The following is a 23,963-nucleotide window of genomic DNA, read 5'->3' as shown; positions in this document are numbered from 1 at the left end:
AAAAGATATGTCAGGCTTGCGGAGAGGCGGTTAAGGAAATACGGCTTCCTCCTTTCAGAGTGCTCCGCTTCTCATTATTATCTCACGCAGTATTCTTAAGGGAACGATAAGGAGGGACCATGAATATTAACCCGTTTCCGACGCTTTCAGCGTCAACCATTGATGCTATAAACGTTATCGGTCGATGGCTGGCGCAGGATGATTTCTCCGGTGAAGCTCCGTATCAGGCCGATTGCGTGATCCTTGCAGGCAATGCTGTCATTCCCACTATCGATGCCGCTTGTAAGATTGCAAGAGATCAGCAAATTCCTTTACTGATTAGTGGTGGTATTGGTCACTCGACAACTTTTTTGTATAGCGCCATTGCACAGCATCCGCACTACAACACTATCCGCACCACTGGCAGGGCAGAAGCTACCATCCTTGCGGATATCGCCCATCAGTTTTGGCATATTCCACATGAAAAAATCTGGATTGAAGATCAGTCAACTAACTGTGGGGAAAATGCCCGTTTCAGTATCGCATTATTGAATCAGTTAGCAGAGCGAGTCCATACCACGATTGTCGTCCAGGATCCCACTATGCAACGCCGAACCATGGCGACGTTCCGTCGTATTACAGGAGATAATCCTGATGCGCCTCGCTGGCTAAGTTATCCGGGATTCGTACCACAGTTGGGAAATGATGCAGGCAGCGTGACGTTTGCTAATCCGCTGACAGGACTATGGCCAGTTGAGCGATATTTGTCCCTACTTACTGGCGAGCTGCCACGCTTGCGCGATGACAGCGATGGCTATGGACCGCGCGGACGCGATTTTATCGTTCACGTCGATTTTCCGTCAGAAGTTACGCAGGCATGGCAGCTATTACAGCATGACGCAGTGCTTATTGAGGCAATGGAGAGTCGTTCACTGCGCTAATAATTGCCCGTTTGTGAACAAATGATTGCAAACGGGTAATAATCTGATCTTTTTCTTCCTCTCTTTATTCCCGTCGTATCTCTTTTTATGAAGCCTTTCACAAAATTGCACATCCACGATGCCTTCTCTGCTGTGAATGATGTTAATTAACATATGAATTACAAAATATAAACATATCAATCGCAGGAGTAGCCCATGTCTGTACCCGTTCAACATCCTATGTATATCGATGGACAGTTTGTCACCTGGCGCGGCGACGCATGGATTGATGTGGTTAACCCCGCAACAGAGGCAGTGATTTCCCGCATTCCTGATGGTCAGGCTGAAGATGCTCGCAAAGCAATCGATGCAGCAGAGCGTGCACAGCCAGAATGGGAAGCATTACCCGCGATTGAACGAGCGAACTGGTTACGGAAAATCTCTGCGGGGATCCGCGAACGGGCCAGTGAAATTAGCTCATTGATCGTCGAGGAAGGCGGAAAAATTCAACAGCTGGCCGAAGTCGAAGTCGCTTTTACTGCTGACTATATTGATTACATGGCGGAATGGGCTCGTCGCTACGAGGGCGAGATTATTCAAAGTGATCGTCCTGGGGAAAACATCCTGCTGTTTAAACGTGCGTTGGGCGTAACGACCGGTATCCTACCGTGGAACTTCCCGTTTTTCCTGATTGCTCGCAAAATGGCGCCAGCTCTTCTCACAGGCAATACCATCGTCATCAAACCGAGCGAATTTACGTCAAACAATGCGATCGCATTTGCTAAAATCGTCGACGAAATTGGCTTACCACGCGGCGTGTTTAACCTTGTGTTAGGACGCGGTGAAACGGTTGGTCAGGAGTTGGCGGGTAATCCAAAAGTCGCTATGGTCAGCATGACAGGCAGCGTCGCTGCCGGAGAAAAAATCATGGCGACCGCGGCGAAAAATATCACCAAAGTGTGTCTGGAGCTGGGGGGCAAAGCCCCTGCTATCGTGATGGATGACGCCGATCTTGAATTGGCCGTCAAAGCCATTGTTGATTCACGCGTGATAAATACTGGGCAGGTGTGCAACTGTGCGGAACGTGTCTATGTGCAGAAAGGTATTTACGATCGCTTTGTTAATCGACTGGGCGAGGCAATGCAGGCGGTTCAATTTGGTAACCCCGCCGAACGTAACGATATTGCGATGGGGCCGCTGATTAACGCTGCGGCTCTGGAAAGGGTGGAACAAAAGGTAGCGCGGGCAGTAGAAGAGGGCGCGAGAATCGCGTTGGGTGGTAAGGCTGTAGAAGGGAAAGGTTATTATTATCCGCCAACGTTGCTTTTGGATGTCCGACAGGAAATGTCCATTATGCACGAAGAAACCTTTGGGCCAGTGCTGCCGGTAGTCGCTTTTGACACGCTGGAACAGGCTATCTCCATGGCCAACGACAGCGATTATGGCCTGACGTCATCGATATATACCGAGAATCTTAACGTGGCGATGAAAGCCATCAAAGGACTCAAGTTTGGCGAAACCTACATCAACCGAGAAAACTTCGAAGCTATGCAAGGTTTCCATGCTGGATGGCGTAAGTCGGGTATTGGCGGCGCAGATGGCAAACATGGTTTGCATGAGTATCTGCAGACTCAGGTGGTCTATTTGCAGTCGTAAGATATGAAAGAGGCGGAGGTTTTTCCTCCGCCAGCGCGGGTCAGAGTTTGGCGAATTTTTCCAGAGTACGAATGAGTTGAGTGACAAAACCATACTCGTTATCGTACCAGGCGACGGTCTTCACCAGTTGTAAATCGCCCACTGCGGTGATTTCCGTTTGGGTCGCATCAAACACCGAACCAAAATGGCTGCCAATGATATCGGAAGAGACAATTTCTTCGTCGGTATAACCAAATGACTCGTTATTGGTCGTTGCTTTTTTTAGTGCGTTATTCACCTCTTCAGCAGTCACTTTTTTCCCCAGGATAGACACCAGCTCGGTCACTGAACCGGTTTTCACTGGCACGCGTTGCGCATGACCTTTAAGTTTGCCGCTAAGTTCCGGGATCACCAGACCAATGGCTTTTGCCGCACCGGTAGTGTGGGGGATGATATTTTCCGCCGCCGCCCGCGATGCACGTAAATCTTTACCACGCGGACCATCCACCAGAGACTGGGTGCCGGTATAGGCATGGATCGTTGTCATTGTGCCAACTTCTATCCCAAAACTGTCATGCAATGCTTTGGCCATAGGCGCAAGACAGTTAGTGGTGCATGACGCCACGGAAATAATGGTGTCGTTGCCATCCAGAGTGCCATCATTGACGTTATAAACGATGGTTTTCATTTCTCCTGCCGGGGCGGAAATCAACACCTTCTTCGCGCCAGCGTCCAGATGCGCCTGGGATTTTTCTGCGGAAGTATAAAAACCGGTACATTCAATGACAATTTCAGCCCCTTTTACTTTCCAGGGGATATTTTTCGCGTCTTTTTCGGCGTAAACCGCAATACTTTTTCCATCAACAATAAGTGAATCCTCTGTGAAATCGACGCTCCAGGGGAAAGGACCGTAGTTTGAATCGTGCTTTAGTAGGTAGGCGAGAATTTTCGGAGATGTAAGATCATTAATGGCGACAACGTCAATGTTACTTTTAATCTCAAGTAGCCGACGTAATACCAGCCGGCCGATACGACCAAAACCGTTAATGCCAACTTTGCTCATGGTTTTCTCCAGTCAAGAACTTGTGGGTAAAAATTAGTCCTTTCCAGGCTTAGACCAGGATGACAGGATGGGCAATCTACATTTTTGCCATGAAACGTAACGTACTGAAAACGGGTGAACAATATTTAATGAAATTTTAAGAAAAGCTCGTTATGTTAACGGCAAATTGTGTTAAAGCAGGAAATGTTATGGGAATTAGATATTCAAGGTTACAAATTGGCATTCACTGGCTGGTCTTTTTGCTGGTTATTGCAGCCTATTGTGCAATGGAGTTTCGTGGTTTTTTCCCGCGTAGCGATCGTCCGGTGATCAACATGATCCACGTTTCATGTGGCATCTCAATTCTCGTGCTGATGGTGCTTCGTCTGTTACTCAGATTGAAATACCCAACGCCGCCCATTGTACCGAAACCCAGGCCCATGATGACGGGACTCGCTCATTTGGGACATTTGGTGATCTATCTCCTGTTTATTGTATTGCCAGTGATTGGTTTGGTGATGATGTATAACCGGGGTAATCCGTGGTTTGCGTTTGGTCTGACGATGCCTTACGCGTCAGAGGCCAATTTTGACCTGGTGGATAGATTAAAGTGGTGGCATGAAACGTTGGCCAATCTGGGATATTTCGTTATCGGGCTTCATGCGGCTGCAGCTCTGGCGCACCACTATTTCTGGAAAGACAACACGCTTCTGCGCATGATGCCGCGTAAGCGCTCCTGAGGGTATTAGAAGAAAGCGCCTGTACTAAACCAGACCCGTGGTACAGGCGAAGAATACGGGCCTACATCGGAAGCGCCTATTATATTTATTTGTATGACAAATAAAACCATAATCCGAGTTTATATGTTCAACGGGTTGATATTTAATCAACATATCTACTGTTAAGATTGAAATTCAATTTCCCCAATCCTTGATCTCCCTAAGTGAAATAAAGACCGCACAGCGTATAACTTTTATACCGAACATAAGATTCGGCAAGCCATGGAGGTTGTATGAAAAAGTTGCTCTTTATTTTACTGATGGGATTACTGATGTCTTTTTATGTTGATGCCGGGCGCAAACCCTGTTCTGGTGCGAAAGGGGGGATCTCTCACTGTACTGCAGGCGGCAAATTTGTCTGTAATGATGGTTCTATCAGCGCATCGAAAAAAACATGCACTAACTAAATGGGGCGCCATGAGAAAATGAACTCGTCAACCAGATGTGCGGGGAATGCTCCCCGCGCAGGCCCTTACCTGGACTGACAGGCCATGAGAGCCGCCACCTCCTTATCACCGTCCCGGAATCGCAGTTCGTAGAGCGTTTGTCGGGTCAGGAGTGTGAATGTCAGAATCGTGATACAGATAATGAGCAGACACACCACCAGGGGGTTGCGCTTCATAGCCTTTTCTCCTTGCCGGATGGCGGGTAAGAGGCTAACATCTGAATTGTTGGTTTCATTCGTCGGCCTCGGTTGATAGAAATATCGGTCGGGGCCTTCGTCTTTCTGATTCCCGGTAAGCCTGAAAACAGAAAGTCTCAGGCGCCCGCAAACATCCTATGTAATTACCCTTACCAGCGAAATAATCACTTCACGAAATTGCGTGGCATTTTCCAGAATTTTTCGTAATACGCCTTACAAGGTATAACTACTCGTAAGTCTCTTCATTCCGATGGTAATAATCTCTCATCGCAAAAATTGTTGTAAAAATGTGATATGAACAGGTTTTTGCCAGTAAGCAATTACCATCGATTGCCGATGACTCTCTATCGGGAGTAAACCAGGAAGAGAGACAACGGTCATGAATACAACATCCTCACACCGCTTAGGCTTTTTACATCACATCAGGCTGGTTCCATTATTTGCCTGCATTCTTGGCGGCATCCTGTTTCTGTTTGCCTTGAGCTCATCCGTGGCGGGGTATTTTCTCTGGCAGGCAGACCGCGATCAGCGCGACGTCAGTGACGAGATCCAGATACGCACGGGTTTAGCAAACAGCTCTGATTTATTGCGTTCAGCCCGGATCAATATGATTCAGGCCGGGGCAGCAAGTCGTATCGCTGAAATGGAAGAGATGAAGAGAAATATTGCGCAAGCGGAATTGCAAATAAAGCAATCGCAACAAGGCTATAACGTTTACCGTACTCGTCTGGTGAAAACGCCCGCTGACGATGTGCTGGACGGAGAATTAAATCAGCGTTTCCAGGCTTATATTTCCGGTCTGCAACCCATGTTGAAATATGCCAAAAATGGCATGTTTGAAGCCATTATCAATCATGAAAGTGAGCAGATCAGAACGCTTGATAATGCCTATAACCAGCAGTTAAGCAAAGCCATTGAAATACGTAGCGCCAGAGCTAACCAGCTAGCGGAACAGGCGCATCAGCGTACTCGTCTGGGAGGGATGTTTATGATTGGCGCATTTATACTTGCGCTGGTTATGACGCTGATAACCTTTATGGTGTTACGCCGGATTGTCATTCGTCCTCTGCAACATGCCGCCCAACGGATTGAAAAAATAGCCAGTGGCGATCTGACTTTGGTTGACGAATCCACTGGCCGCAGTGAAATTGGCCGCTTAAGTCGCCATCTACAGCAAATGCAGCATTCGCTGGCGCTGACGGTGGGAACGGTGCGCCAGGGGGCAGAAGAGATCTATCGTGGCACCAGTGAGATTTCTGCCGGTAATACTGACCTTTCCTCACGCACCGAAGAACAAGCGGCGGCAATTGAACAAACCGCCGCCAGCATGGAGCAACTCACCGCAACAGTGAAGCAAAATTCTGATAACGCACATCATGCCAGCAAACTGGCGCAAGAGGCCTCAAGTAAAGCCGGTGATGGCGGACAAACAGTTTCCGGTGTAGTGCGGACAATGGGTAATATCTCCAGTAGCTCGAAGAAAATTTCTGAAATCACGGCTGTTATAAACAGTATTGCCTTCCAGACCAATATCCTGGCGCTCAATGCCGCCGTTGAGGCCGCGCGAGCCGGTGAACAAGGACGCGGATTTGCCGTTGTCGCCAGCGAAGTGCGTACACTTGCAAGCCGCAGCGCCCAGGCGGCGAAAGAGATTGAAGGCTTGATCAGTGAGTCCGTCAGGTTAATTGGCCAGGGGGCCGATGAAGTGGCAACGGCAGGGAAAACCATGAGCGCTATTGTTGATGCCGTGGCGAGCGTCACACATATCATGCAAGAAATAGCTGCTGCCTCAGATGAACAAAGCAGAGGTATTACACAAGTTAGCCAGGCGATTTCTGAAATGGATAGAGTGACGCAACAGAACGCTTCTCTGGTGGAAGAGGCTTCAGCTGCGGCGGTATCTCTTGAAGAACAGGCGGCGCGGTTAACTGAAGCCGTGGATGTGTTCCGTCTGAAGAAACAACCAGTTCAGGCGGCTCAACAAGGAACAGGGAATTCAGTGAGTTTGGCAACGGTGTGATAAAAAAGGGATCGTAAGATCCCTTACTTTTCAGAACGGCATTGATTTTCGAATGGCGTTAATCATCAACTGACAACCGGAAGAGAGTGTTGCATCTACGCGGGTCAGTATTCCAATAGGTTCGCCTGCTCCATGCCCCGGAACAGGCAGGGCCACCAGCGTGGCATGACGCAGGTCGTCTTTCACAGCGCCAGAAGGAACAAACCACACATAGTCGTATTCAACCGTAAGCTGACGTGAAAGTGATGCAGACAACGTTTCAATACAGCCTGAAGGAATTTTACATCCCTGGCTTTTTACTAATGCCTCTGAATGCTGCCGTGGCGCGGTGCCTTCTGGTGATACGACAACAGGCCATTCCAGTACCCGACTTAACGTTACGTTCTCCTGAAGCAGGGGGTGATTAGGCCTAACAACTAACTTAAGTGATTCGAGAAACAGCAGCTCGTAATTAAGTCCGGTCATCAGTTCAGGATCTGACATCCGACCAACACCAATATCGATTTCCCCTGTTTTTAATCCTGCCAGGATCATCGTGTTACTCATGGTGGCAACTTGCAGTGTGGTTTCTTTTTGTTGCTGATGAAACTGACCTATAACCGAAGGTAATATCCCTAGTGCCGCGGTAGGTAGCGCGCCCACTCTGACGACATCATTGTTAAGACCTTCTTTACGATTAAGTGATTGTCCTGCGGTGTTGATGGCGTCAAGAACTCTGACTGCGTGAGTTAAAAATTGCTCGCCAGGTAAGGTGAGCTGTGCGCCTTGACGTCCTCGGTCGAACAGGCGAGCCCCCGTCAATTGTTCCAGCTCATTCAATGTCTTAGAGAGTGCCGGTTGACTCAGATTAAGGGTTTCAGCCGCGCGCCCCAAAGTTCCTTGTTGTGCGACAGCTACGAATGTATGAAGGTGGCGCAAACGGATGCGCTGACTAAACAGACTATTTTTTTCCATAAGCGATGTTAAAAACGAAGCGGTGCCGCTGACAAGTGATGTTGTTTGATTATGATAACTTGATTGCAAAATATTATTAACATTTAAAGTGATTATGTTACATCGAAATCGATAATATTGATGATTTCGCGGCGAGATCACAGTTTGTAAATTCTTCCCACCAGAGTGAATGCGGTTACCTACACTCGAGATAATTGACCACTGGGGGTAGACATTATGGCGAACAGCATCACAGCGGATGAGATTCGGGAACAGTTTTCGCAGGCAATGTCAGCCATGTATCAACAAGAAGTTCCACAGTACGGTACGTTGCTGGAACTGGTCGCTGACGTGAATCTGGCTGTGCTGGAAAATAATCCCCAACTGCATGAAAAAATGGTGAATGCGGATGAACTGGCGAGGCTTAACGTTGAACGTCATGGGGCGATACGTGTGGGAACCGCGCAGGAACTTGCCACATTAAGGCGGATATTCGCCATTATGGGAATGTATCCGGTGAGTTATTACGATCTCTCGCAGGCTGGCGTGCCGGTACATTCTACGGCATTTCGGCCCATCGATGATGCCTCGCTTGCGCGTAATCCTTTCCGCGTTTTTACCTCATTGCTCCGCCTTGAGCTTATCGAAAACAAAACATTGCGCCAAAAGGCGGCGGAGATTTTACGCCAGCGCGATATCTTTACCCCACGTTGTCGGCAACTGTTAGATGAATATGATCGGGAGGGCGGTTTTAGCGAAGCGCAAGCGCGGGAGTTTGTGCGGGAAGCCCTGGAGACATTTCGTTGGCATCAGTCAGCAACGGTAGATGAAGAAACCTATCACGCATTGCATAACGAGCATCGGCTGATCGCTGATGTAGTCTGTTTTCCGGGCTGTCATATCAATCACCTGACGCCACGCACGCTGGACATTGATCGGGTGCAGTCGATGATGCCCGAATGCGGTATCGAACCAAAAATTCTCATCGAAGGGCCGCCGCGCCGCGAGGTGCCGATTTTATTGCGTCAAACCAGCTTTAAGGCACTGGAAGAAACGGTTCTGTTTGTGGGGCAACAGCAGGGGAGGCATACCGCGCGATTTGGTGAGATAGAGCAGCGCGGAGTGGCGTTAACGCCGAAAGGGCGGCGACTGTATGATGAACTTCTGCGTAATGCCGGAACTGGACAGGATAATCTCACTCATCAACTGCATTTGCAGGAAACCTTTCGCGCTTTCCCGGACAGCGAATTTTTGATGCGCCAGCAAGGGCTGGCATGGTTCCGTTATCGACTGACACCATCGGGTGAAGCGCATCGTCAGGCGATACATCCTGGGGACGATCCGCAACCTTTGATCGAACGTGGCTGGGTTGTCGCACAACCTATTACCTATGAGGATTTTTTGCCGGTGAGTGCGGCAGGGATCTTCCAGTCCAATCTCGGTAACGAAACGCAGACGCGCAGTCATGGTAATGCCAGTCGTGAGGCATTCGAGCAGGCGCTGGGCTGCCAGGTTTTTGATGAATTTCAGTTATACAAGGAAGCGGAAGAACGCAGTAAACGCCGCTGTGGATTGCTTTAAAGTCGGGCCATCCTGCTTTGCAAAAATTTGCCTGATTTTACAAATGAATCAGGCTCTTCCCATCGACATAAAAAAATTGCCGATTTATGCATATTCTCTGAGTTCAACAATTGGATTATTAATAAATATTGTCTAGAGTGAGCGGTCATAAATAAGCACTTTCTTGCCGCTGAAAACGACCAGCGCGGGACCATTCACAACACCAGAAGGACTCACTTTCAGGTATGGATCGTAGACGATTTATTAAAGGTTCAATGGCTATGGCCGCCGTGTGCGGTACCAGCGGCATTGCTTCTCTTTTTTCTCAGGCGGCATTCGCGGCAGATTCTGATATTGCCGACGGGCAAACCCAGCGTTTTGACTTCTCCATTCTACAGTCAATGGCGCACGACTTAGCGCAAACAGCGTGGCGTGGTGCCCCGCGTCCGTTACCTGACACTCTGGCGACAATGACGCCGCAGGCTTATAACAGTATTCAATACGACGCCGAAAAATCGCTCTGGCATAACGTCGAGAACCGCCAGCTTGACGCTCAGTTCTTCCATATGGGGATGGGATTCCGTCGCCGCGTTCGTATGTTTTCTGTTGATCCAGCAACACATCTGGCGCGTGAAATTCACTTTCGCCCGGAGTTGTTCAAATACAACGATGCGGGTGTTGATACCAAACAATTAGAAGGGCAAAGCGATCTCGGCTTTGCCGGTTTTCGCGTGTTTAAAGCCCCCGAACTGGCGCGGCGTGATGTAGTATCATTCCTCGGAGCGAGTTATTTCCGCGCCGTTGATGACACGTATCAATACGGTTTGTCGGCCCGCGGCCTGGCGATCGACACTTATACCGACAGCAAAGAAGAGTTCCCCGACTTTACCGCTTTCTGGTTTGATACCGTAAAACCAGGCGCAACCACCTTTACCGTTTATGCCTTACTCGATAGCCCCAGTATTACCGGTGCCTACAAGTTCACCATCCAGTGTGAAAAGAGTCAGGTGATTATGGATGTTGAAAACCATCTGTATGCGCGTAAAGAGATCAAGCAATTGGGTATTGCGCCGATGACCAGTATGTTTAGTTGCGGCACTAACGAACGTCGTATGTGCGATACTATTCATCCGCAAATCCATGATTCCGACCGTCTTTCCATGTGGCGGGGCAACGGTGAGTGGATCTGCCGTCCGCTAAATAATCCGCAGAAATTGCAGTTCAATGCCTACACCGACAATAACCCGAAAGGCTTTGGTTTATTGCAACTGGATCGTGATTTCTCCCATTATCAAGACATCATGGGCTGGTACAACAAACGACCAAGTTTGTGGGTAGAGCCTCGTAATAAATGGGGCAAAGGCACCATTGGTCTGATGGAAATCCCAACAACGGGTGAAACGCTGGATAACATTGTCTGCTTCTGGCAGCCAGAAAAAGCAGTAAAAGCAGGGGACGAGTTTGCATTCCAGTATCGTCTGTACTGGAGCGCACATCCCCCTGTTCAATGTCCATTGGCTCGTGTTATGGCGACGCGTACCGGCATGGGAGGTTTTCCGGAAGGTTGGGCGCCGGGTGAGCATTATCCAGAAAAATGGGCGCGTCGTTTTGCCGTCGATTTTGTTGGTGGTGACCTGAAAGCGGCTGCGCCTAAGGGGATTGAACCTGTTATTACGCTCTCCAGCGGTGAAGCGAAGCAAATCGAAATTCTCTACATTGAACCGATTGATGGTTACCGTATTCAATTTGACTGGTATCCGACTTCGGACTCTACTGATCCGGTTGATATGCGGATGTATCTCCGCTGTCAGGGCGATGCCATCAGTGAAACATGGCTGTATCAGTATTTTCCACCAGCTCCGGATAAGCGCAAATACGTTGACGATCGCGTGATGAATTGATCGTCATTTTTTCGGCACCTTCTGACGGAAGGTGCCGTCTGGTGAAACACGATCCCGCTCGCATTTTTCCCCAAACTATCTGAGTAATCTGATGATGTGTATTTCATGTACACTTTGTCAGCCACTAACAGGGAGTGCGTATGTTTCCAGAATACCGAGATTTAATATCCCGCCTGAAAAACGAAAATCCTCGCTTTATGTCCTTGTTCGATAAGCACAACAAACTTGATCATGAGATTGCCAGAATGGAAGGATCTGATGGTCGTGGATACAATGCGGAAGTGGTTCGCATGAAAAAACAGAAGCTCCAGTTGAAAGATGAGATGCTCAAAATCCTGCAACAGGAGAGCGTCAAAGAGGTGTAAACTTTCTTAAGCCGCCTGGCGGGCGGCTTTTTAAATTGCCGCGCAGATTGACCGGAGGTGACATGACCGAGACGATAAAAGTTAGTGACTCAATTGAATTACGTTCCGTTGCAGAAAATCACATCACGCCGCTTCATCACTTAATCTGTAAAAATAAAAGCTGGTTACAGAATTCGCTAAACTGGCCACAGTCTGTTAATACCGAAGATGACACGCGAAAAACGGTGCAGGGTAATATGATGTTGCATCAGCGTGGATATGCCAAAATGTTCATGATCTTTAGTGAAGATGAACTTGTTGGCGTCCTGTCTTTTAACCGTATTGAACCGCAGAACAAAGCCGCAGAAATCGGTTACTGGCTGGACGAATCTCATCAGGGGCAGGGGATCATTTCTCAGGCGCTGCAGGCATTGATTCATCATTACGCTCAGTCTGGTGAACTCAGACGCTTCGTGATCAAATGTCGGGTGGACAATCCGCAAAGCAACCAGGTAGCTTTGCGCAATGGTTTTATCCTTGAAGGTTGCCTTAAACAGGCTGAGTTCCTGAATGATGCCTTTGATGATGTGAACTTATACGCGCGTATTATCGATTCACAATAACCCTACTAGTGGCGTTCGCGTAATGCGCTCCTCATCGTTAATGACTTTTGGACCACGGACATGAACCGTGTCGCCATCAAAGGCTGCAACGACGGCGTGGTCGGTTAACTCCACATGGTTTTCAATCATCACCGCACCTGTAATGCGGCTGTTCCCCTGTATGGTGACGTGATTGTCGAGTAAAATCGGACCACCACGTACGAGTGCATGACCACCCACCAGAACATGATGTTTTAACACACAATTGCCTTCCACCGAGGCATGTTCCGCTACCTGCGAACTGTAATGAAGCGTGGGAATGGCATCTTCTTCTGTTCCGGCGATCACACGTGCGTGTCCGTAGACTTTCGCGCAGTCACACAGCCAGACGTTGTTCTCTTCATTACCTTCAATACGTGCAAAGTCAAAAACTTCGGCGCGATGCTCAATGAACGCAAATTTCACAATGGCATCACCATATATTTGCGCCTGATGAACAATGCGCGAGGCGCTGACTCTTGCGCGATCATAAATTTGCAACTGAAGATGGTGGTCGGGCGTTAAACCTTGCGCAGCGACAACCATTGAGTTCTGATCAATGCAGACATGACCAGAAATCCTGCAATTTCCGCATATTAATGAATCATGAATTGTGACGTTGTCACTTATCAGGGCACCCTGACTGATTTTGCTATTATCGATCCAGACGTTATCCTTCGCGCAAACATCGCCCCATAGCTCGCTGCTTCCGGTGATGCGTGTATTACCGGATATCACCGTTCCGGCAAACGCGATGGCATTCTGGTCATAGATCCAACAATTTCCGTCCTGGGCCAATACGGTTTCATTATCAATCCAGCCGCCAGGCGTTCCGGCTATTACGTCATTAAAATCAGCGATGGCAATAATCTGCCGCAATAAAACACTCTTTTTATCGCTATCTTCCTGATAACTAAAAGCTCGTTGTTCTTCACTAAGACGATATTTGCGCATAGCGTTTTCCCGCAGGTGACCTACTATAACCGTAGCAAATTCTGTGACTCTGGCTATGTTTAGCAAATTTCCATAAAATGCATTTCAAATATACTTTATAAATTCAACAAAATGAGTAAGAAGATGCAGAGCGATAAAGTGCTCAATTTACCGGCAGGTTACTTTGGCATTGTGTTGGGGACGATAGGGATGGGATTTGCCTGGCGCTATGCCAGCCAGGTTTGGCAGGTCAGTCACTGGTTGGGCGATGGGCTGGTGATTCTGGCAATGATCATTTGGGGATTACTGACTACGGCATTTATCACCCGACTGGTACGTTTTCCTCACAGCGTGCTGGCGGAAGTGCGTCATCCAGTGATGAGCAGTTTTGTGAGTTTGTTTCCGGCAACGACGATGCTGGTGGCAATTGGTTTTGTCCCCTGGTTTCGTCCGCTGGCGGTGGGCCTGTTCAGTATTGGTGTGGTGATACAACTGACTTATGCCGCTTGGCAAACAGCCGGTTTATGGCGCGGTTCCCATCCTGAGGAAGCTACGACACCCGGACTTTATTTACCTACTGTTGCCAACAACTTCATCAGTGCAATGGCCTGTGGAGCATTGGGCTACACCGATGCTGGTCTGGTATTTTTAGGGGCTGGTGTTTTCTCCTGGTTAAGTCTTGAGCCGGTGATCCTTCAGCGTCTGCGCAGCTCGGGAGAATTGCCCACGGCACTGCGTACATCGTTGGGTATTCAGCTTGCACCTGCGCTGGTGGCATGTAGTGCCTGGTTGAGCGTCAACGGTGGCGAGGGCGATACGCTGGCGAAAATGCTTTTCGGTTACGGTCTGCTGCAACTTCTTTTTATGTTACGCCTGATGCCGTGGTATCTCTCCCAGCCATTTAATGCCTCATTCTGGAGTTTCTCGTTCGGCGTATCTGCACTAGCAACCACTGGTTTGCATTTAGGAAGCGGTAACGACAATGGCTTTTTCCATACCCTGGCTGTGCCGCTATTTATTTTTACCAATTTTATTATCGCATTACTGCTCATCCGTACTTTCGCGCTTCTGATGCAGGGAAAATTGTTAATCAGAACCGAGCGCGCCGTTTTAATGAAAGCTGAGGACAAAGAATGATCATTCGTGATGAAAACTACTTCACTGATAAATATGAATTAACCCGCACACACTCTGAAGTTCTGGAAGCGGTGAAAGTGGTTAAGCCGGGTAAAACGCTGGATCTGGGCTGTGGTAATGGCCGTAACAGCCTTTACCTGGCAGCCAATGGTTATGATGTCGATGCATGGGATAAAAATGCCATGAGTATTGCCAACGTCGAACGCATCAAATCCATTGAAAAACTGGAAAATTTGCGCACCCAGGTTGTTGATCTAAATAGCCTGACGTTTGATGGACAATACGATTTTATTCTTTCTACCGTGGTGCTGATGTTCCTGGAGGCGAAAACCATTCCTGGACTGATTGCCAATATGCAGCGTTGCACCAAACCCGGTGGTTATAACTTGATTGTGGCAGCAATGGACACAGCTGATTTTCCATGTACCGTCGGATTCCCCTTTGCCTTTAAAGAAGGGGAGTTACGTCAATATTATGAAGGCTGGGAGATGCTGAAATACAATGAAGACGTGGGGGAACTTCACCGCACCGACGCTAACGGCAATCGTATTAAACTACGTTTCGCCACGATGCTGGCACGTAAAAAATAAGCTAAAGGGCAAGGTGCATGAAAATGCCCACGTTGAGATGTGTAACTGCTGTTTTTTTCGGTAAGCATATTTTTTATCGATGTGATGTGAAATAAATCACAGTGGTTGAAGTTTTTTATCGGCTTAACTGCCTGAAATTTAACAACTGACGATTGACTCTGCCCCCTTTTCGTCATTGACTATATTGTCAGAAAAGGGGCTGGAAAATTTATTTTCACCAACACTTTTTTTGCCACAACACGAAGCGGTACTTTTTGCTATAACTTAAAAAGTAATATAATCATCTCAGGAAACTATTCATGCGTACCACATCAATTGCGAAAGTTGCGGCTTTATGCGGCTTGTTGGCTCTGTCAGGTTGTGCCTCTAAAATCACCCAGCCAGATAAATATTCTGGTTTTTTAAACAATTACTCCAACCTTCAAGAAACAACTTCAGCAACGGGCAAACCGGTATTACGCTGGGTTGATCCAAATTTTGATCAAAGTAAATATGACAGCATCGTCTGGAACCCGATCACCTATTATCCGGTGCCTAAACCTTCTACCCAGGTAGGGCAAAAAGTTCTGGATAGAATTTTGAGCTATACCAATACTGAAATGAAAGAAGCCATCTCACAGCGTAAACCACTGGTTACTACCGCTGGGCCTCGTAGTCTGATTTTCCGTGGTGCTATTACTGGTGTAGATACCAGCAAAGAAGGGTTACAGTTCTATGAAGTTGTTCCTGTCGCATTAGTGGTAGCGGGGACGCAAATGGCGACGGGTCACCGTACCATGGACACCCGCCTGTACTTTGAAGGTGAGCTGATTGATGCGGCTACCAACAAACCAGTTATCAAAGTGGTTCGTCAGGGCGAAGGTAAGGACCTGAACAACGAAAGCACCCCAATGGCTTTCGAAAATATTAAGCAAGTTATTGATGACATGGCGACCGACGCGACCATGTTTGACGTTAACAAAAAGTAATGCCAGTCGCGCCATCGCAAGATGGCGCTTCTGATTATCGGCTTCTGTTAGCGATCAAATTCAATACTACATAACAGACACCACCGGCAATTAACCCCCAAAACGCCGAGCCAATACCTACCAGCGTCAGCCCACTTGCCGTTACCAAAAAAGCCACCACAGCAGCATCGCGCTCACGCTCATTATGCAAAGCCTGATACAAACTGCCTCCGATGGTACTTAACAGCGCCAGACCAGCCAGCATCTGGATCCAACTTACAGGCAGGGCAGCCATCATCCCGGTAATGGCGCTGCCAAACAGACCCGCCAGTAAATAAAAGACGCCAGCCGCAGCGGCAGCCAGCCAACGCTGATCTTTGTCCGGGTGCGCCTCCGGGCTCTGGCAAATAGCCGCAGTGATAGCCGCAATACCTACGGAATAGACGCCGAAAGGAGAAAACAGAAGCGCCAGTAATCCAGTAAATACAATCAATGGCGAAACAGGAGCCGAATACCCAGCTGCTCTCATTGCCGCAATCCCCGGTGCGTTTTGCGAAGCCATCGTCACCAGAAAAAGGGGGAGTGCAACGCTCAAACTGTGAGCAAACGAAAATTCAGGGGCGAGATAAGTGGGGAGAACGGGTTTGAAAACGATATCTTTTGTGACAACGTCACCTTGTGCGATAACAACCACGATCCCAACAATCATCGCCGCAATTACCGCATAACGCGGCGCAAAAGCCTTTGTCGCCAGCCACGCCAGCAACATACTACCGCATAACATAAACTGACCATCCAGGCTGGCAAACGCCTGTAAACCAAAGCGTAACAAAATTCCGGCCAGCATTGCCGCTGCCAGCGAGTGCGGAATAATACGCATCAGACGGGCGAATAATCCTGTCACACCACAGAGAACAATTAGCGCATTCGTGACAATAAAAACGCCGATGGCCTGGTTTAGCGTTAGACCCTGTAACCCGGTGACCAGCAACGCAGCACCGGGTGTTGACCATGCGGTAAGAACAGGCACGCGATACCATAATGTCAGGGCAAGAGTACTGACGCCCATCGCCAGTCCCAGCGCCGTCATCCATCCGGAAATTTGCTCTGTGGTGGCTCCAGCGACGATCGCCGCTTGCCAGATTATTGCCGCAGAGCTGGCATAGCCAATCAGGACCGCCAGAAACCCTGCAAGCAGTGTGGGAGGAGGAATGGAAAACAGACGCATAGTTACCTCGTGCGTTATAGCGTACACGCACCGTAGCATTTGTCCGTTATAACGCACAAGTGATAAACTCCCGTTTTGCAGGAGGAGTCGCATGGAAAATCTCGCTCGCTTTTTATCCACTACGCTTAAACATCTTCGTCAGCAGCGGGGCTGGAGTCTTTCGCGACTGGCAGAAGCGACGGGCGTTTCAAAAGCGATGTTAGGGCAGATTGAACGTAATGAATCCAGCCCGACGGTCGCAACATTATGGAAAATAGCTACCGGGATGAACGTACCGTTTTCGTCGTTTATTTCGCCGCCGCAAAGCGCTACGCCATCTGTTTATGATCCACAACAGCAGGCAATGGTGATCACTTCTTTATTTCCTTATGATCCGCAACTCTGCTTTGAACATTTCTCGATCATGATGGCTCCCGGTGCAATGAGCGAATCGACGCCGCACGAAAAGGGTGTTATCGAGCATGTTGTCGTCATTGATGGGCAGCTTGACCTGTGCGTTGGTGGTGAGTGGCGAAGCCTTAAAAGTGGAGAAGGTGAACGCTTTGCCGCAGATGTTGCCCATGCCTATTGCAACCGTGGCGAGCAAACCGTGCATTTTCATTCCATTATCCATTACCCGCGTAGTTGAACAGGAAAACTATTTCGCAACGTCGCGCTTGTGGCTAAAATAACCGCCTTTTTTCAGCTACTGGATAAGAAAGTGACCGTATCTTCTCATCGTCTTGAACTGTTAAGCCCGGCACGCGATGCCGCCATTGCCCGCGAAGCTATTTTGCACGGTGCCGATGCTGTTTATATCGGCGGCCCTGGTTTTGGTGCCCGTCATAACGCCAGTAATAGTCTGAAAGATATCGCCGAACTGGTGCCATTTGCCCACCGTTATGGTGCAAAAATTTTCGTCACGCTTAACACCATTTTGCATGACGACGAACTGGAACCGGCGCAACGACTGATTACCGATCTTTACCAGACAGGCGTAGATGCGCTGATTGTTCAGGACATGGGGATTCTGGAACTTGATATTCCGCCGATTGAACTGCACGCAAGTACGCAGTGTGATATTCGTACTGTAGAGAAAGCGAAGTTCCTCTCTGACGTTGGCTTTACCCAGATTGTGCTGGCGCGTGAGCTTAACCTGGAGCAGATTCGTGCGATTCATCAGGCCACGGACGCGACTATTGAGTTCTTTATTCATGGCGCATTGTGTGTGGCATATTCCGGTCAGTGCTACATTTCTCATGCACAAACGGGACGTAGCGCCAACCGTGGTGATTGCTCCCAGGCGTGCCGTTTGCCATACACGTTGAAAGACGATCAGGGGCGGGTGGTTTCCTATGAAAAACATCTGCTGTCGATGAAAGATAACGATCAGACTGCCAACCTGGGCGCGTTGATCGATGCGGGCGTGCGTTCTTTCAAGATTGAAGGGCGTTACAAAGATATGAGCTACGTGAAGAATATCACCGCCCATTATCGCCAGATGCTGGATGCCATTATTGAAGAGCGCGGCGATCTAGCTCGTGCTTCATCAGGTCGTACTGAACATTTCTTTGTGCCTTCGACAGAAAAAACCTTCCACCGTGGTAGCACAGACTACTTTGTTAACGCGCGTAAAGGTGACATTGGCGCGTTCGATTCGCCGAAATTTATCGGCCTGCCGGTGGGTGAAGTATTGAAAGTGGCGAAAGATCATCTCGATGTTGCCGTCACCGAGCCACTGGCAAATGGCGATGGCCTGAACGTGATGATTAAACGTGAAGTAGTCGGCTTTCGCGCCAATACGGTAGAGAAAACCGGAGAAAATCACTACCGCGTCTGGCCAAATGAAATGCCAGCAGATTTGCATAAAATTCGCCCACATCATCCGCTTAACCGTAACCTTGACCATAACTGGCAACAGGCACTGACGAAAACCTCCAGCGAGCGTCGGGTAGCGGTAGACATTGAACTGGGTGGCTGGCAAGAACAACTCATTCTGACGTTAACCAGCGAAGAGGGCGTTAGCATCACTCATACCCTGGATGGGCAGTTCGACGAAGCGAATAACGCCGAAAAAGCGCTGAATAACCTGAAAGATGGCCTGGCAAAACTGGGGCAAACCATCTATTACGCTCGCGATGTGCAAATTAATTTGCCAGGGGCGCTGTTTGTGCCAAACAGTCTGTTAAATCAGTTCCGCCGTGAAGCCGTCGAAATGCTGGATGCTACACGTCTTGCCAGCTACCAGCGCGGCAGTCGTAAACCGGTTGCTGAACCTGCGCCGGTTTATCCGCAAACGCATTTGAGCTTCCTTGCTAACGTCTACAACCATAAAGCACGCGAGTTCTATCATCGCTATGGCGTACAACTGATTGATGCGGCGTATGAAGCGCATGAAGAGAAGGGCGAAGTCCCGGTGATGATCACCAAACACTGCCTGCGCTTTGCTTTCAATCTGTGTCCGAAACAGGCGAAAGGTAATATTAAAAGCTGGAAGGCAACGCCGATGCAACTGGTTAACGGTGATGAAGTACTAACGCTGAAGTTTGATTGCCGCCCGTGTGAGATGCACGTCATCGGTAAAATCAAAAATCACATTCTGAAAATGCCGTTACCGGGAAGCGTTGTCGCATCTGTAAGCCCGGATGATCTGCTGAAAACATTGCCGAAACGGAAAGGATAAAACGCAAGCTTTCAGGGGTATTCACAACTCATTGAATCTGCATGATATTGTTGCCGGATAAGGCGTTCATGCCGCATCCGGCAACAAACGACTCAACGTTGTCCCGTTTCTGGTTTGCGTGATTTTTGCCAGTAATAATGCTCGCGCAAACCTTCCGCCGACTCTTCCGCCACAGCACGCAATTCATCGCTGTCCGCTTCATGACGTAGTTGATGATCCACATTCTTCACCCACAAAAATTCATGTCCTTTGTGTCCCGCCATGAGCTGTCCTGAGAACAGCGCACAAGTTAATAAGACAACCGATAACGCTTTCGTAAACATCCCGCCACCCGTTTATTACACTTTGCCGCTATGATGCCGATAGTTTCTTTGAGTTATTATTCTGTTTTGCAAATTAGCGCAAAGAATTTCTGGAACCTGCCTTCCTGATTTGGCACTGCTTTCCACCGTTGCGGCGAATTAGTGCTATTTTCGAGCAAATTAAAAAAGGAGGTAAACATTAATGTTTACTTTGTTGATATACTCAGCGGCAGGGAGGCGATGTGAAACAAAGCGAGTTCAGACGTTGGCTCGAATCTCAGGGCGTCGATGTGGCGAATGGCAGCAACCATTTGAAACTCAGGTTTCAGGGGCGACGTAGTGTCATGCCGCGTCACCCCAGTGACGAGATAAAAGAACCATTGCGTAAAGCAATCCTGAAACAACTCGGTTTGAATTAATCGCCATCAGAAGGTTAATGACATGCGAGAGACAGTCAAAATTATGCGTTATCCCGTCACTCTTACACCTGCGCCGGAAGGCGGTTATGTGGTTTCTTTTGTAGATATCCCTGAAGCGTTAACGCAGGGAGAAACTGTTGCTGAAGCGATGGAAGCAGCAAAAGATGCTTTACTCACCGCATTTGATTTTTATTTTGAAGATAACGAGCAAATCCCGTTGCCTTCGCCATTAAATAACAACGATCACTTTATTGAAGTGCCTTTAAGTGTCGCTTCTAAGGTATTGCTGTTAAATGCTTTTTTACAGTCAGATATCACTCAGCAAGAGTTAGCCATGCGAATTGGCAAACCTAAACAGGAGATTACTCGCCTATTTAACTTGCACCATGCGACAAAAATCGACGCCGTCCAGCTTGCGGCTAAAGCCCTGGGCAAAGAATTATCGCTGGTAATGGTTTAATTACAGTTAACGTAAAGTTGTCATTTTTAACAACTGATATAGACTGCCGGATCACCTGCACATAATAACGATCCAATTAATGAAAAAATACCAGCAGCTCGCAGAACTATTACGTGAGCAAATTGCGTCAGGCATCTGGCAACCCGGCGATCGCCTGCCTTCTCTACGTGAACAGGTTGCGCTTTCTGGCATGAGCTTTATGACAGTCGGTCATGCTTATCAGTTGCTCGAAAGTCAGGGATATATTATTGCGCGGCCGCAGTCAGGTTATTACGTTGCGCCGCGCACGGTGAAATCACCGCAGGCACCTGCTATTCCGGTAACGCGTGATGAAACTGTCGATATTAACACCTATATTTTTGACATGTTGCAGGCCAGTCGCGATCCGTCGGTAGTACCGTTTGCTTCAGCCTTTCCCGATCCGCACCTGTTTCCGCTACAGCAACTGAACCGCTCACTGGCGCAGGTGAGTAAAACCGCCACGGCGATGAGCGTGATTGAAAACTTGCCGCCAGGAAATGCAGAACTGCGTCAGGCTATTGCTCGTCGCTATGCCTTACAAGGCATCACTATTTCTCCTGATGAAATTGTCATTACCGCCGGGGCGTTAGAGGCATTAAACCTCAGTTTGCAAGCGGTAACCGAACCGGGCGATTGGGTGATTGTCGAGAATCCTTGTTTCTACGGCGCGTTGCAGGCACTGGAGCGGCTACGGCTGAAGGCGTTATCGGTGGCGACGGATGTTAAAGAAGGGATAGATCTTCAGGCGCTGGAACTGGCGTTAAAGGAGTATCCGGTAAAAGCCTGCTGGCTGATGACTAATAGCCAGAATCCACTCGGATTTACCTTAACGCCACAGAAAAAAGCGCGGCTGGTAGCGTTGCTCAATCAGTACAACGTGATGTTAATTGAAGATGACGTTTACAGTGAGCTTTACTTTGGTCGGGAAAAACCGCTACCCGCGAAAGCGTGGGATCGTCACGATGGTGTACTGCTTTGCTCATCATTTTCTAAATGTCTGGTGCCAGGTTTTCGCATTGGTTGGGTCGCCGCCGGAAAACATGCACGCAAAATCCAGCGATTGCAGTTGATGAGCACGCTTTCCACAAGTTCACCAATGCAGCTTGCACTGGTGGATTACCTTTCTACTCGCCGTTACGATGCCCATCTTCGTCGTCTACGTCGCCAGCTTGCGGAACGTAAACAACGTGCCTGGCAGGCGCTGCTGCGTTATCTGCCTGCGGAAGTGAAAATTCATCACAATGACAGCGGTTATTTTCTCTGGCTGGAGCTTCCCGAACCGTTAGATGCGGGCGAATTAAGCGTTCAGGCATTGGCGCATCACATCAGTATTGCGCCGGGTAAAATGTTTTCTACTGGCGAAAGTTGGTCACGTTTTTTCCGTTTTAATACTGCATGGCAGTGGGGCGAGCGCGAAGAACAAGCGGTTAAACAATTAGGTCACCTTATTAAAGAATACCTGAAATAGATCCTCATTTAATTTCTCTCAGGTTGGGTAATATGAATTTCGAATAGAAGCTATATTTCCTAACCCATTGTCTATACTCCAGAAGATAGCCTCACAAACGCCATAATGCGCGTTAGCTCACATCCTGATTAAATTTTCTCGGGGGCGAGGGTGCGCCTGCAAGCCGCCGTCTATGGTTAAACAAGGAGATATTTTTACGGCACGGCGGCTGAACAATTAATTACGACAGGAGTAAGACTTTATGAGCAAGACATTTGCCCGCAGCAGCCTGTGTGCGCTTACCATGACATTAATGACCGCCCACGCCGCCGAACAGCCTACCAATTTAGATAAACCGGAAGGACGACTGGATATTATCGCCTGGCCGGGATACATCGAACGCGGACAAACCGATAAACAATACGACTGGGTGACGCAATTTGAAAAAGAAACAGGTTGCGCGGTCAATGTGAAAACTGCGGCGACTTCCGATGAAATGGTCAGCCTCATGACCAAAGGAGGTTACGATCTGGTCACGGCGTCCGGCGATGCCTCGCTGCGTTTGATTATGGGTAAACGCGTGCAGCCGATTAATACTGCATTGATTCCCAACTGGAAAACGCTCGATCCGCGCGTGGTTAAAGGCGACTGGTTTAACGTGGGCGGCAAAGTCTATGGCACGCCATATCAATGGGGTCCGAACCTGTTGATGTACAACACCAAAACCTTCCCGACACCACCAGATAGCTGGCAAGTGGTTTTTGTTGAGCAGAATCTACCGGACGGTCAGAGTAATAAAGGCCGCGTACAGGCTTATGACGGCCCTATCTACATTGCGGATGCTGCGCTGTTCGTCAAAGCGACTCAGCCGCAGTTGGGTATCTCCGATCCATACCAACTCACCGAACAACAATATCAGGCGGTACTGAAAGTGCTGCGCGATCAACATGGCTTGATCCATCGCTACTGGCATGACACCAGCGTGCAAATGAGCGATTTCAAGAACGAGGGCGTGGTGGCCTCCAGCGCCTGGCCGTATCAGGCCAACGCATTGAAAGGCGAAGGCCAACCGATCGCCACCGTCTTCCCGAAAGAGGGCGTTACCGGCTGGGCAGACACCACCATGCTACATAGCGAAGCGAAACATCCGGTTTGCGCCTACAAATGGATGAACTGGTCATTAACGCCGAAGGTGCAGGGCGATGTAGCGGCCTGGTTTGGTTCGCTGCCGGTAGTACCGGAAGGCTGCAAAGCCAGTCCGTTGCTGGGCGATAAAGGCTGTGAAACCAACGGCTTTAACTATTTCGATAAAATTGCCTTCTGGAAAACGCCTATAGCCGAAGGGGGCAAGTTTGTTCCCTACAGTCGCTGGACGCAGGATTACATTGCCATTATGGGCGGTCGCTAACTTCGCTGGGGT

General features: G+C 48.7%; 24 protein-coding genes. 18 read left to right on the top strand and 6 right to left on the bottom strand.

Translation table 11 applies throughout. The features are described 5' to 3' along the window. The first annotated feature begins 119 nt into the window (after nucleotides 1-119). Both ydcF and aldA read left to right on the top strand, forming a co-directional pair. Nucleotides 120-920, top strand: a complete 801-nt coding sequence (gene ydcF, locus FEK47_RS21420) for a DUF218 domain-containing protein YdcF (RefSeq protein ID WP_135487809.1) — start codon at nucleotides 120-122, stop codon at nucleotides 918-920. 195 nt (nucleotides 921-1,115) lie between these two features. Then, nucleotides 1,116-2,555: an aldehyde dehydrogenase gene (gene aldA, locus FEK47_RS21415; protein ID WP_135487808.1), complete on the top strand. Its 1,440-nt coding sequence runs from the start codon at nucleotides 1,116-1,118 to the stop codon at nucleotides 2,553-2,555. A gap of 40 nt (nucleotides 2,556-2,595) precedes the next feature. Here the strand turns inward: aldA and gap are convergent, their stop codons facing one another. After that, the gene (gene gap, locus FEK47_RS21410; protein ID WP_130210237.1) at nucleotides 2,596-3,597 is read right to left on the bottom strand and encodes a type I glyceraldehyde-3-phosphate dehydrogenase; all 1,002 of its coding nucleotides are present in this window, start codon (nucleotides 3,595-3,597) and stop codon (nucleotides 2,596-2,598) included. A 188-nt stretch (nucleotides 3,598-3,785) separates the two neighbouring features. On the opposite strand from gap, the gene cybB reads away from it, so the two are divergent. Beyond that, nucleotides 3,786-4,316, top strand: a complete 531-nt coding sequence (gene cybB / locus FEK47_RS21405) for a cytochrome b561 (protein ID WP_130219268.1) — start codon at nucleotides 3,786-3,788, stop codon at nucleotides 4,314-4,316. Nucleotides 4,317-4,588: 272 nt separating this feature from the next. Then, nucleotides 4,589-4,762 carry a hypothetical protein gene (locus tag FEK47_RS21400; RefSeq protein ID WP_130210233.1) on the top strand — a complete coding sequence of 58 codons (174 nt, stop codon included), beginning with the start codon at nucleotides 4,589-4,591 and terminating at the stop codon, nucleotides 4,760-4,762. Between the two features lie 65 nt (nucleotides 4,763-4,827). Here the strand turns inward: FEK47_RS21400 and hokB are convergent, their stop codons facing one another. After that, nucleotides 4,828-4,977, bottom strand: coding sequence for a type I toxin-antitoxin system toxin HokB (gene hokB / locus FEK47_RS21395; protein WP_130219272.1), 150 nt, complete (start codon nucleotides 4,975-4,977; stop codon nucleotides 4,828-4,830). Between the two features lie 400 nt (nucleotides 4,978-5,377). On the opposite strand from hokB, the gene FEK47_RS21390 reads away from it, so the two are divergent. Continuing rightward, nucleotides 5,378-7,018, top strand: a complete 1,641-nt coding sequence (locus FEK47_RS21390) for a methyl-accepting chemotaxis protein (RefSeq protein ID WP_135487807.1) — start codon at nucleotides 5,378-5,380, stop codon at nucleotides 7,016-7,018. Between the two features lie 30 nt (nucleotides 7,019-7,048). Here the strand turns inward: FEK47_RS21390 and FEK47_RS21385 are convergent, their stop codons facing one another. Continuing rightward, entirely contained in the window at nucleotides 7,049-7,972 is a 924-nt protein-coding gene (locus FEK47_RS21385) for a LysR substrate-binding domain-containing protein (RefSeq protein WP_130210229.1), read from the bottom strand. Between the two features lie 216 nt (nucleotides 7,973-8,188). Between FEK47_RS21385 and FEK47_RS21380 the strand changes: the two genes are divergently transcribed. The 4 genes from FEK47_RS21380 (at nucleotide 8,189) to rimL (ending at nucleotide 12,379) form a co-directional block, all read left to right on the top strand. Beyond that, nucleotides 8,189-9,532, top strand: coding sequence for a VOC family protein (locus FEK47_RS21380; RefSeq protein ID WP_131161509.1), 1,344 nt, complete (start codon nucleotides 8,189-8,191; stop codon nucleotides 9,530-9,532). 224 nt (nucleotides 9,533-9,756) lie between these two features. Further along, nucleotides 9,757-11,412 (top strand): glucan biosynthesis protein OpgD, encoded by a 1,656-nt coding sequence (gene opgD, locus FEK47_RS21375; protein ID WP_130219280.1) that lies wholly within the window; start codon nucleotides 9,757-9,759, stop codon nucleotides 11,410-11,412. A 140-nt stretch (nucleotides 11,413-11,552) separates the two neighbouring features. Beyond that, nucleotides 11,553-11,777, top strand: coding sequence for a YdcH family protein (locus FEK47_RS21370; RefSeq protein WP_064527431.1), 225 nt, complete (start codon nucleotides 11,553-11,555; stop codon nucleotides 11,775-11,777). A 62-nt stretch (nucleotides 11,778-11,839) separates the two neighbouring features. After that, complete coding sequence (gene rimL, locus FEK47_RS21365) at nucleotides 11,840-12,379, top strand: 50S ribosomal protein L7/L12-serine acetyltransferase (protein ID WP_130219282.1); 540 nt, start codon at nucleotides 11,840-11,842, stop codon at nucleotides 12,377-12,379. On the opposite strand, the gene ydcK is transcribed toward rimL, so the two are convergent. Beyond that, complete coding sequence (gene ydcK, locus FEK47_RS21360) at nucleotides 12,371-13,351, bottom strand: YdcK family protein (protein ID WP_135487806.1); 981 nt, start codon at nucleotides 13,349-13,351, stop codon at nucleotides 12,371-12,373. The two genes, rimL and ydcK, sit on opposite strands and share 9 nt — an antisense overlap. Nucleotides 13,352-13,474: 123 nt before the next feature. Between ydcK and tehA the strand changes: the two genes are divergently transcribed. The 3 genes from tehA to FEK47_RS21345 all read left to right on the top strand — a co-directional run bounded on the left by tehA (nucleotide 13,475) and on the right by FEK47_RS21345 (nucleotide 16,025). After that, the gene (gene tehA / locus FEK47_RS21355; RefSeq protein ID WP_135487805.1) at nucleotides 13,475-14,467 is read left to right on the top strand and encodes a dicarboxylate transporter/tellurite-resistance protein TehA; all 993 of its coding nucleotides are present in this window, start codon (nucleotides 13,475-13,477) and stop codon (nucleotides 14,465-14,467) included. Beyond that, nucleotides 14,464-15,057, top strand: coding sequence for a tellurite resistance methyltransferase TehB (gene tehB / locus FEK47_RS21350; protein WP_130219288.1), 594 nt, complete (start codon nucleotides 14,464-14,466; stop codon nucleotides 15,055-15,057). Before tehA ends, tehB begins: the two co-directional genes overlap by 4 nt. A 299-nt stretch (nucleotides 15,058-15,356) precedes the next feature. Continuing rightward, entirely contained in the window at nucleotides 15,357-16,025 is a 669-nt protein-coding gene (locus FEK47_RS21345; RefSeq protein WP_064527441.1) for a DUF3313 domain-containing protein, read from the top strand. A gap of 34 nt (nucleotides 16,026-16,059) precedes the next feature. Here the strand turns inward: FEK47_RS21345 and ydcO are convergent, their stop codons facing one another. Then, nucleotides 16,060-17,271 carry a BenE family transporter YdcO gene (gene ydcO, locus FEK47_RS21340; RefSeq protein WP_135487804.1) on the bottom strand — a complete coding sequence of 404 codons (1,212 nt, stop codon included), beginning with the start codon at nucleotides 17,269-17,271 and terminating at the stop codon, nucleotides 16,060-16,062. A gap of 52 nt (nucleotides 17,272-17,323) precedes the next feature. Here ydcO and FEK47_RS21335 point away from each other — a divergent pair, with 52 nt between their 5' ends. Next, nucleotides 17,324-17,860, top strand: coding sequence for an XRE family transcriptional regulator (locus FEK47_RS21335; RefSeq protein ID WP_135487803.1), 537 nt, complete (start codon nucleotides 17,324-17,326; stop codon nucleotides 17,858-17,860). 72 nt (nucleotides 17,861-17,932) lie between these two features. Next, nucleotides 17,933-19,894, top strand: a complete 1,962-nt coding sequence (rlhA, locus tag FEK47_RS21330; RefSeq protein ID WP_135487802.1) for a 23S rRNA 5-hydroxycytidine C2501 synthase — start codon at nucleotides 17,933-17,935, stop codon at nucleotides 19,892-19,894. 92 nt (nucleotides 19,895-19,986) lie between these two features. Here the strand turns inward: rlhA and FEK47_RS21325 are convergent, their stop codons facing one another. Then, nucleotides 19,987-20,217 (bottom strand): YncJ family protein, encoded by a 231-nt coding sequence (locus tag FEK47_RS21325; protein ID WP_130219296.1) that lies wholly within the window; start codon nucleotides 20,215-20,217, stop codon nucleotides 19,987-19,989. Between the two features lie 221 nt (nucleotides 20,218-20,438). Between FEK47_RS21325 and hicA the strand changes: the two genes are divergently transcribed. From hicA to ydcS, 4 genes are all read left to right on the top strand, one after another. Next, the gene (gene hicA / locus FEK47_RS21320; protein ID WP_000813796.1) at nucleotides 20,439-20,615 is read left to right on the top strand and encodes a type II toxin-antitoxin system mRNA interferase toxin HicA; all 177 of its coding nucleotides are present in this window, start codon (nucleotides 20,439-20,441) and stop codon (nucleotides 20,613-20,615) included. Between the two features lie 43 nt (nucleotides 20,616-20,658). Further along, on the top strand, nucleotides 20,659-21,075 hold the full coding sequence (hicB, locus tag FEK47_RS21315) for a type II toxin-antitoxin system antitoxin HicB (protein WP_135487817.1): 417 nt from the start codon (nucleotides 20,659-20,661) through the stop codon (nucleotides 21,073-21,075). Nucleotides 21,076-21,154: 79 nt separating this feature from the next. After that, nucleotides 21,155-22,564 carry a PLP-dependent aminotransferase family protein gene (locus FEK47_RS21310; RefSeq protein ID WP_138183364.1) on the top strand — a complete coding sequence of 470 codons (1,410 nt, stop codon included), beginning with the start codon at nucleotides 21,155-21,157 and terminating at the stop codon, nucleotides 22,562-22,564. Between the two features lie 241 nt (nucleotides 22,565-22,805). Continuing rightward, nucleotides 22,806-23,951: a putative ABC transporter substrate-binding protein YdcS gene (ydcS, locus tag FEK47_RS21305; RefSeq protein WP_130222684.1), complete on the top strand. Its 1,146-nt coding sequence runs from the start codon at nucleotides 22,806-22,808 to the stop codon at nucleotides 23,949-23,951. Nucleotides 23,952-23,963: the final 12 nt, after the last annotated feature.

Origin of the sequence: Escherichia sp. E3659 (genome assembly GCF_005781135.1) — a bacterium.
GTDB lineage: Bacteria > Pseudomonadota > Gammaproteobacteria > Enterobacterales > Enterobacteriaceae > Escherichia.
Note: the sequence above shows the minus strand (reverse complement) of the source record. Positions and strands in the feature narration are given on the sequence as shown.

Coding starts and splice junctions, on each gene's coding strand:
- FEK47_RS21370 (WP_064527431.1), top strand. CDS start 11,553: ATGTTTCCAGAATACCGAGATTTAATATCCCGCCTGAAAAACGAAAAT.
- FEK47_RS21310 (WP_138183364.1), top strand. CDS start 21,155: ATGAAAAAATACCAGCAGCTCGCAGAACTATTACGTGAGCAAATTGCG.
- hicB (WP_135487817.1), top strand. CDS start 20,659: ATGCGTTATCCCGTCACTCTTACACCTGCGCCGGAAGGCGGTTATGTG.
- FEK47_RS21390 (WP_135487807.1), top strand. CDS start 5,378: ATGAATACAACATCCTCACACCGCTTAGGCTTTTTACATCACATCAGG.
- FEK47_RS21400 (WP_130210233.1), top strand. CDS start 4,589: ATGAAAAAGTTGCTCTTTATTTTACTGATGGGATTACTGATGTCTTTT.
- tehB (WP_130219288.1), top strand. CDS start 14,464: ATGATCATTCGTGATGAAAACTACTTCACTGATAAATATGAATTAACC.
- ydcF (WP_135487809.1), top strand. CDS start 120: ATGAATATTAACCCGTTTCCGACGCTTTCAGCGTCAACCATTGATGCT.
- ydcS (WP_130222684.1), top strand. CDS start 22,806: ATGAGCAAGACATTTGCCCGCAGCAGCCTGTGTGCGCTTACCATGACA.
- aldA (WP_135487808.1), top strand. CDS start 1,116: ATGTCTGTACCCGTTCAACATCCTATGTATATCGATGGACAGTTTGTC.
- ydcO (WP_135487804.1), bottom strand. CDS start 17,271: ATGCTACGGTGCGTGTACGCTATAACGCACGAGGTAACTATGCGTCTG.
- FEK47_RS21385 (WP_130210229.1), bottom strand. CDS start 7,972: ATGGAAAAAAATAGTCTGTTTAGTCAGCGCATCCGTTTGCGCCACCTT.
- opgD (WP_130219280.1), top strand. CDS start 9,757: ATGGATCGTAGACGATTTATTAAAGGTTCAATGGCTATGGCCGCCGTG.
- gap (WP_130210237.1), bottom strand. CDS start 3,597: ATGAGCAAAGTTGGCATTAACGGTTTTGGTCGTATCGGCCGGCTGGTA.
- hokB (WP_130219272.1), bottom strand. CDS start 4,977: ATGAAGCGCAACCCCCTGGTGGTGTGTCTGCTCATTATCTGTATCACG.
- FEK47_RS21335 (WP_135487803.1), top strand. CDS start 17,324: ATGGAAAATCTCGCTCGCTTTTTATCCACTACGCTTAAACATCTTCGT.
- rimL (WP_130219282.1), top strand. CDS start 11,840: ATGACCGAGACGATAAAAGTTAGTGACTCAATTGAATTACGTTCCGTT.
- ydcK (WP_135487806.1), bottom strand. CDS start 13,351: ATGCGCAAATATCGTCTTAGTGAAGAACAACGAGCTTTTAGTTATCAG.
- tehA (WP_135487805.1), top strand. CDS start 13,475: ATGCAGAGCGATAAAGTGCTCAATTTACCGGCAGGTTACTTTGGCATT.
- cybB (WP_130219268.1), top strand. CDS start 3,786: ATGGGAATTAGATATTCAAGGTTACAAATTGGCATTCACTGGCTGGTC.
- FEK47_RS21345 (WP_064527441.1), top strand. CDS start 15,357: ATGCGTACCACATCAATTGCGAAAGTTGCGGCTTTATGCGGCTTGTTG.
- FEK47_RS21325 (WP_130219296.1), bottom strand. CDS start 20,217: ATGTTTACGAAAGCGTTATCGGTTGTCTTATTAACTTGTGCGCTGTTC.
- FEK47_RS21380 (WP_131161509.1), top strand. CDS start 8,189: ATGGCGAACAGCATCACAGCGGATGAGATTCGGGAACAGTTTTCGCAG.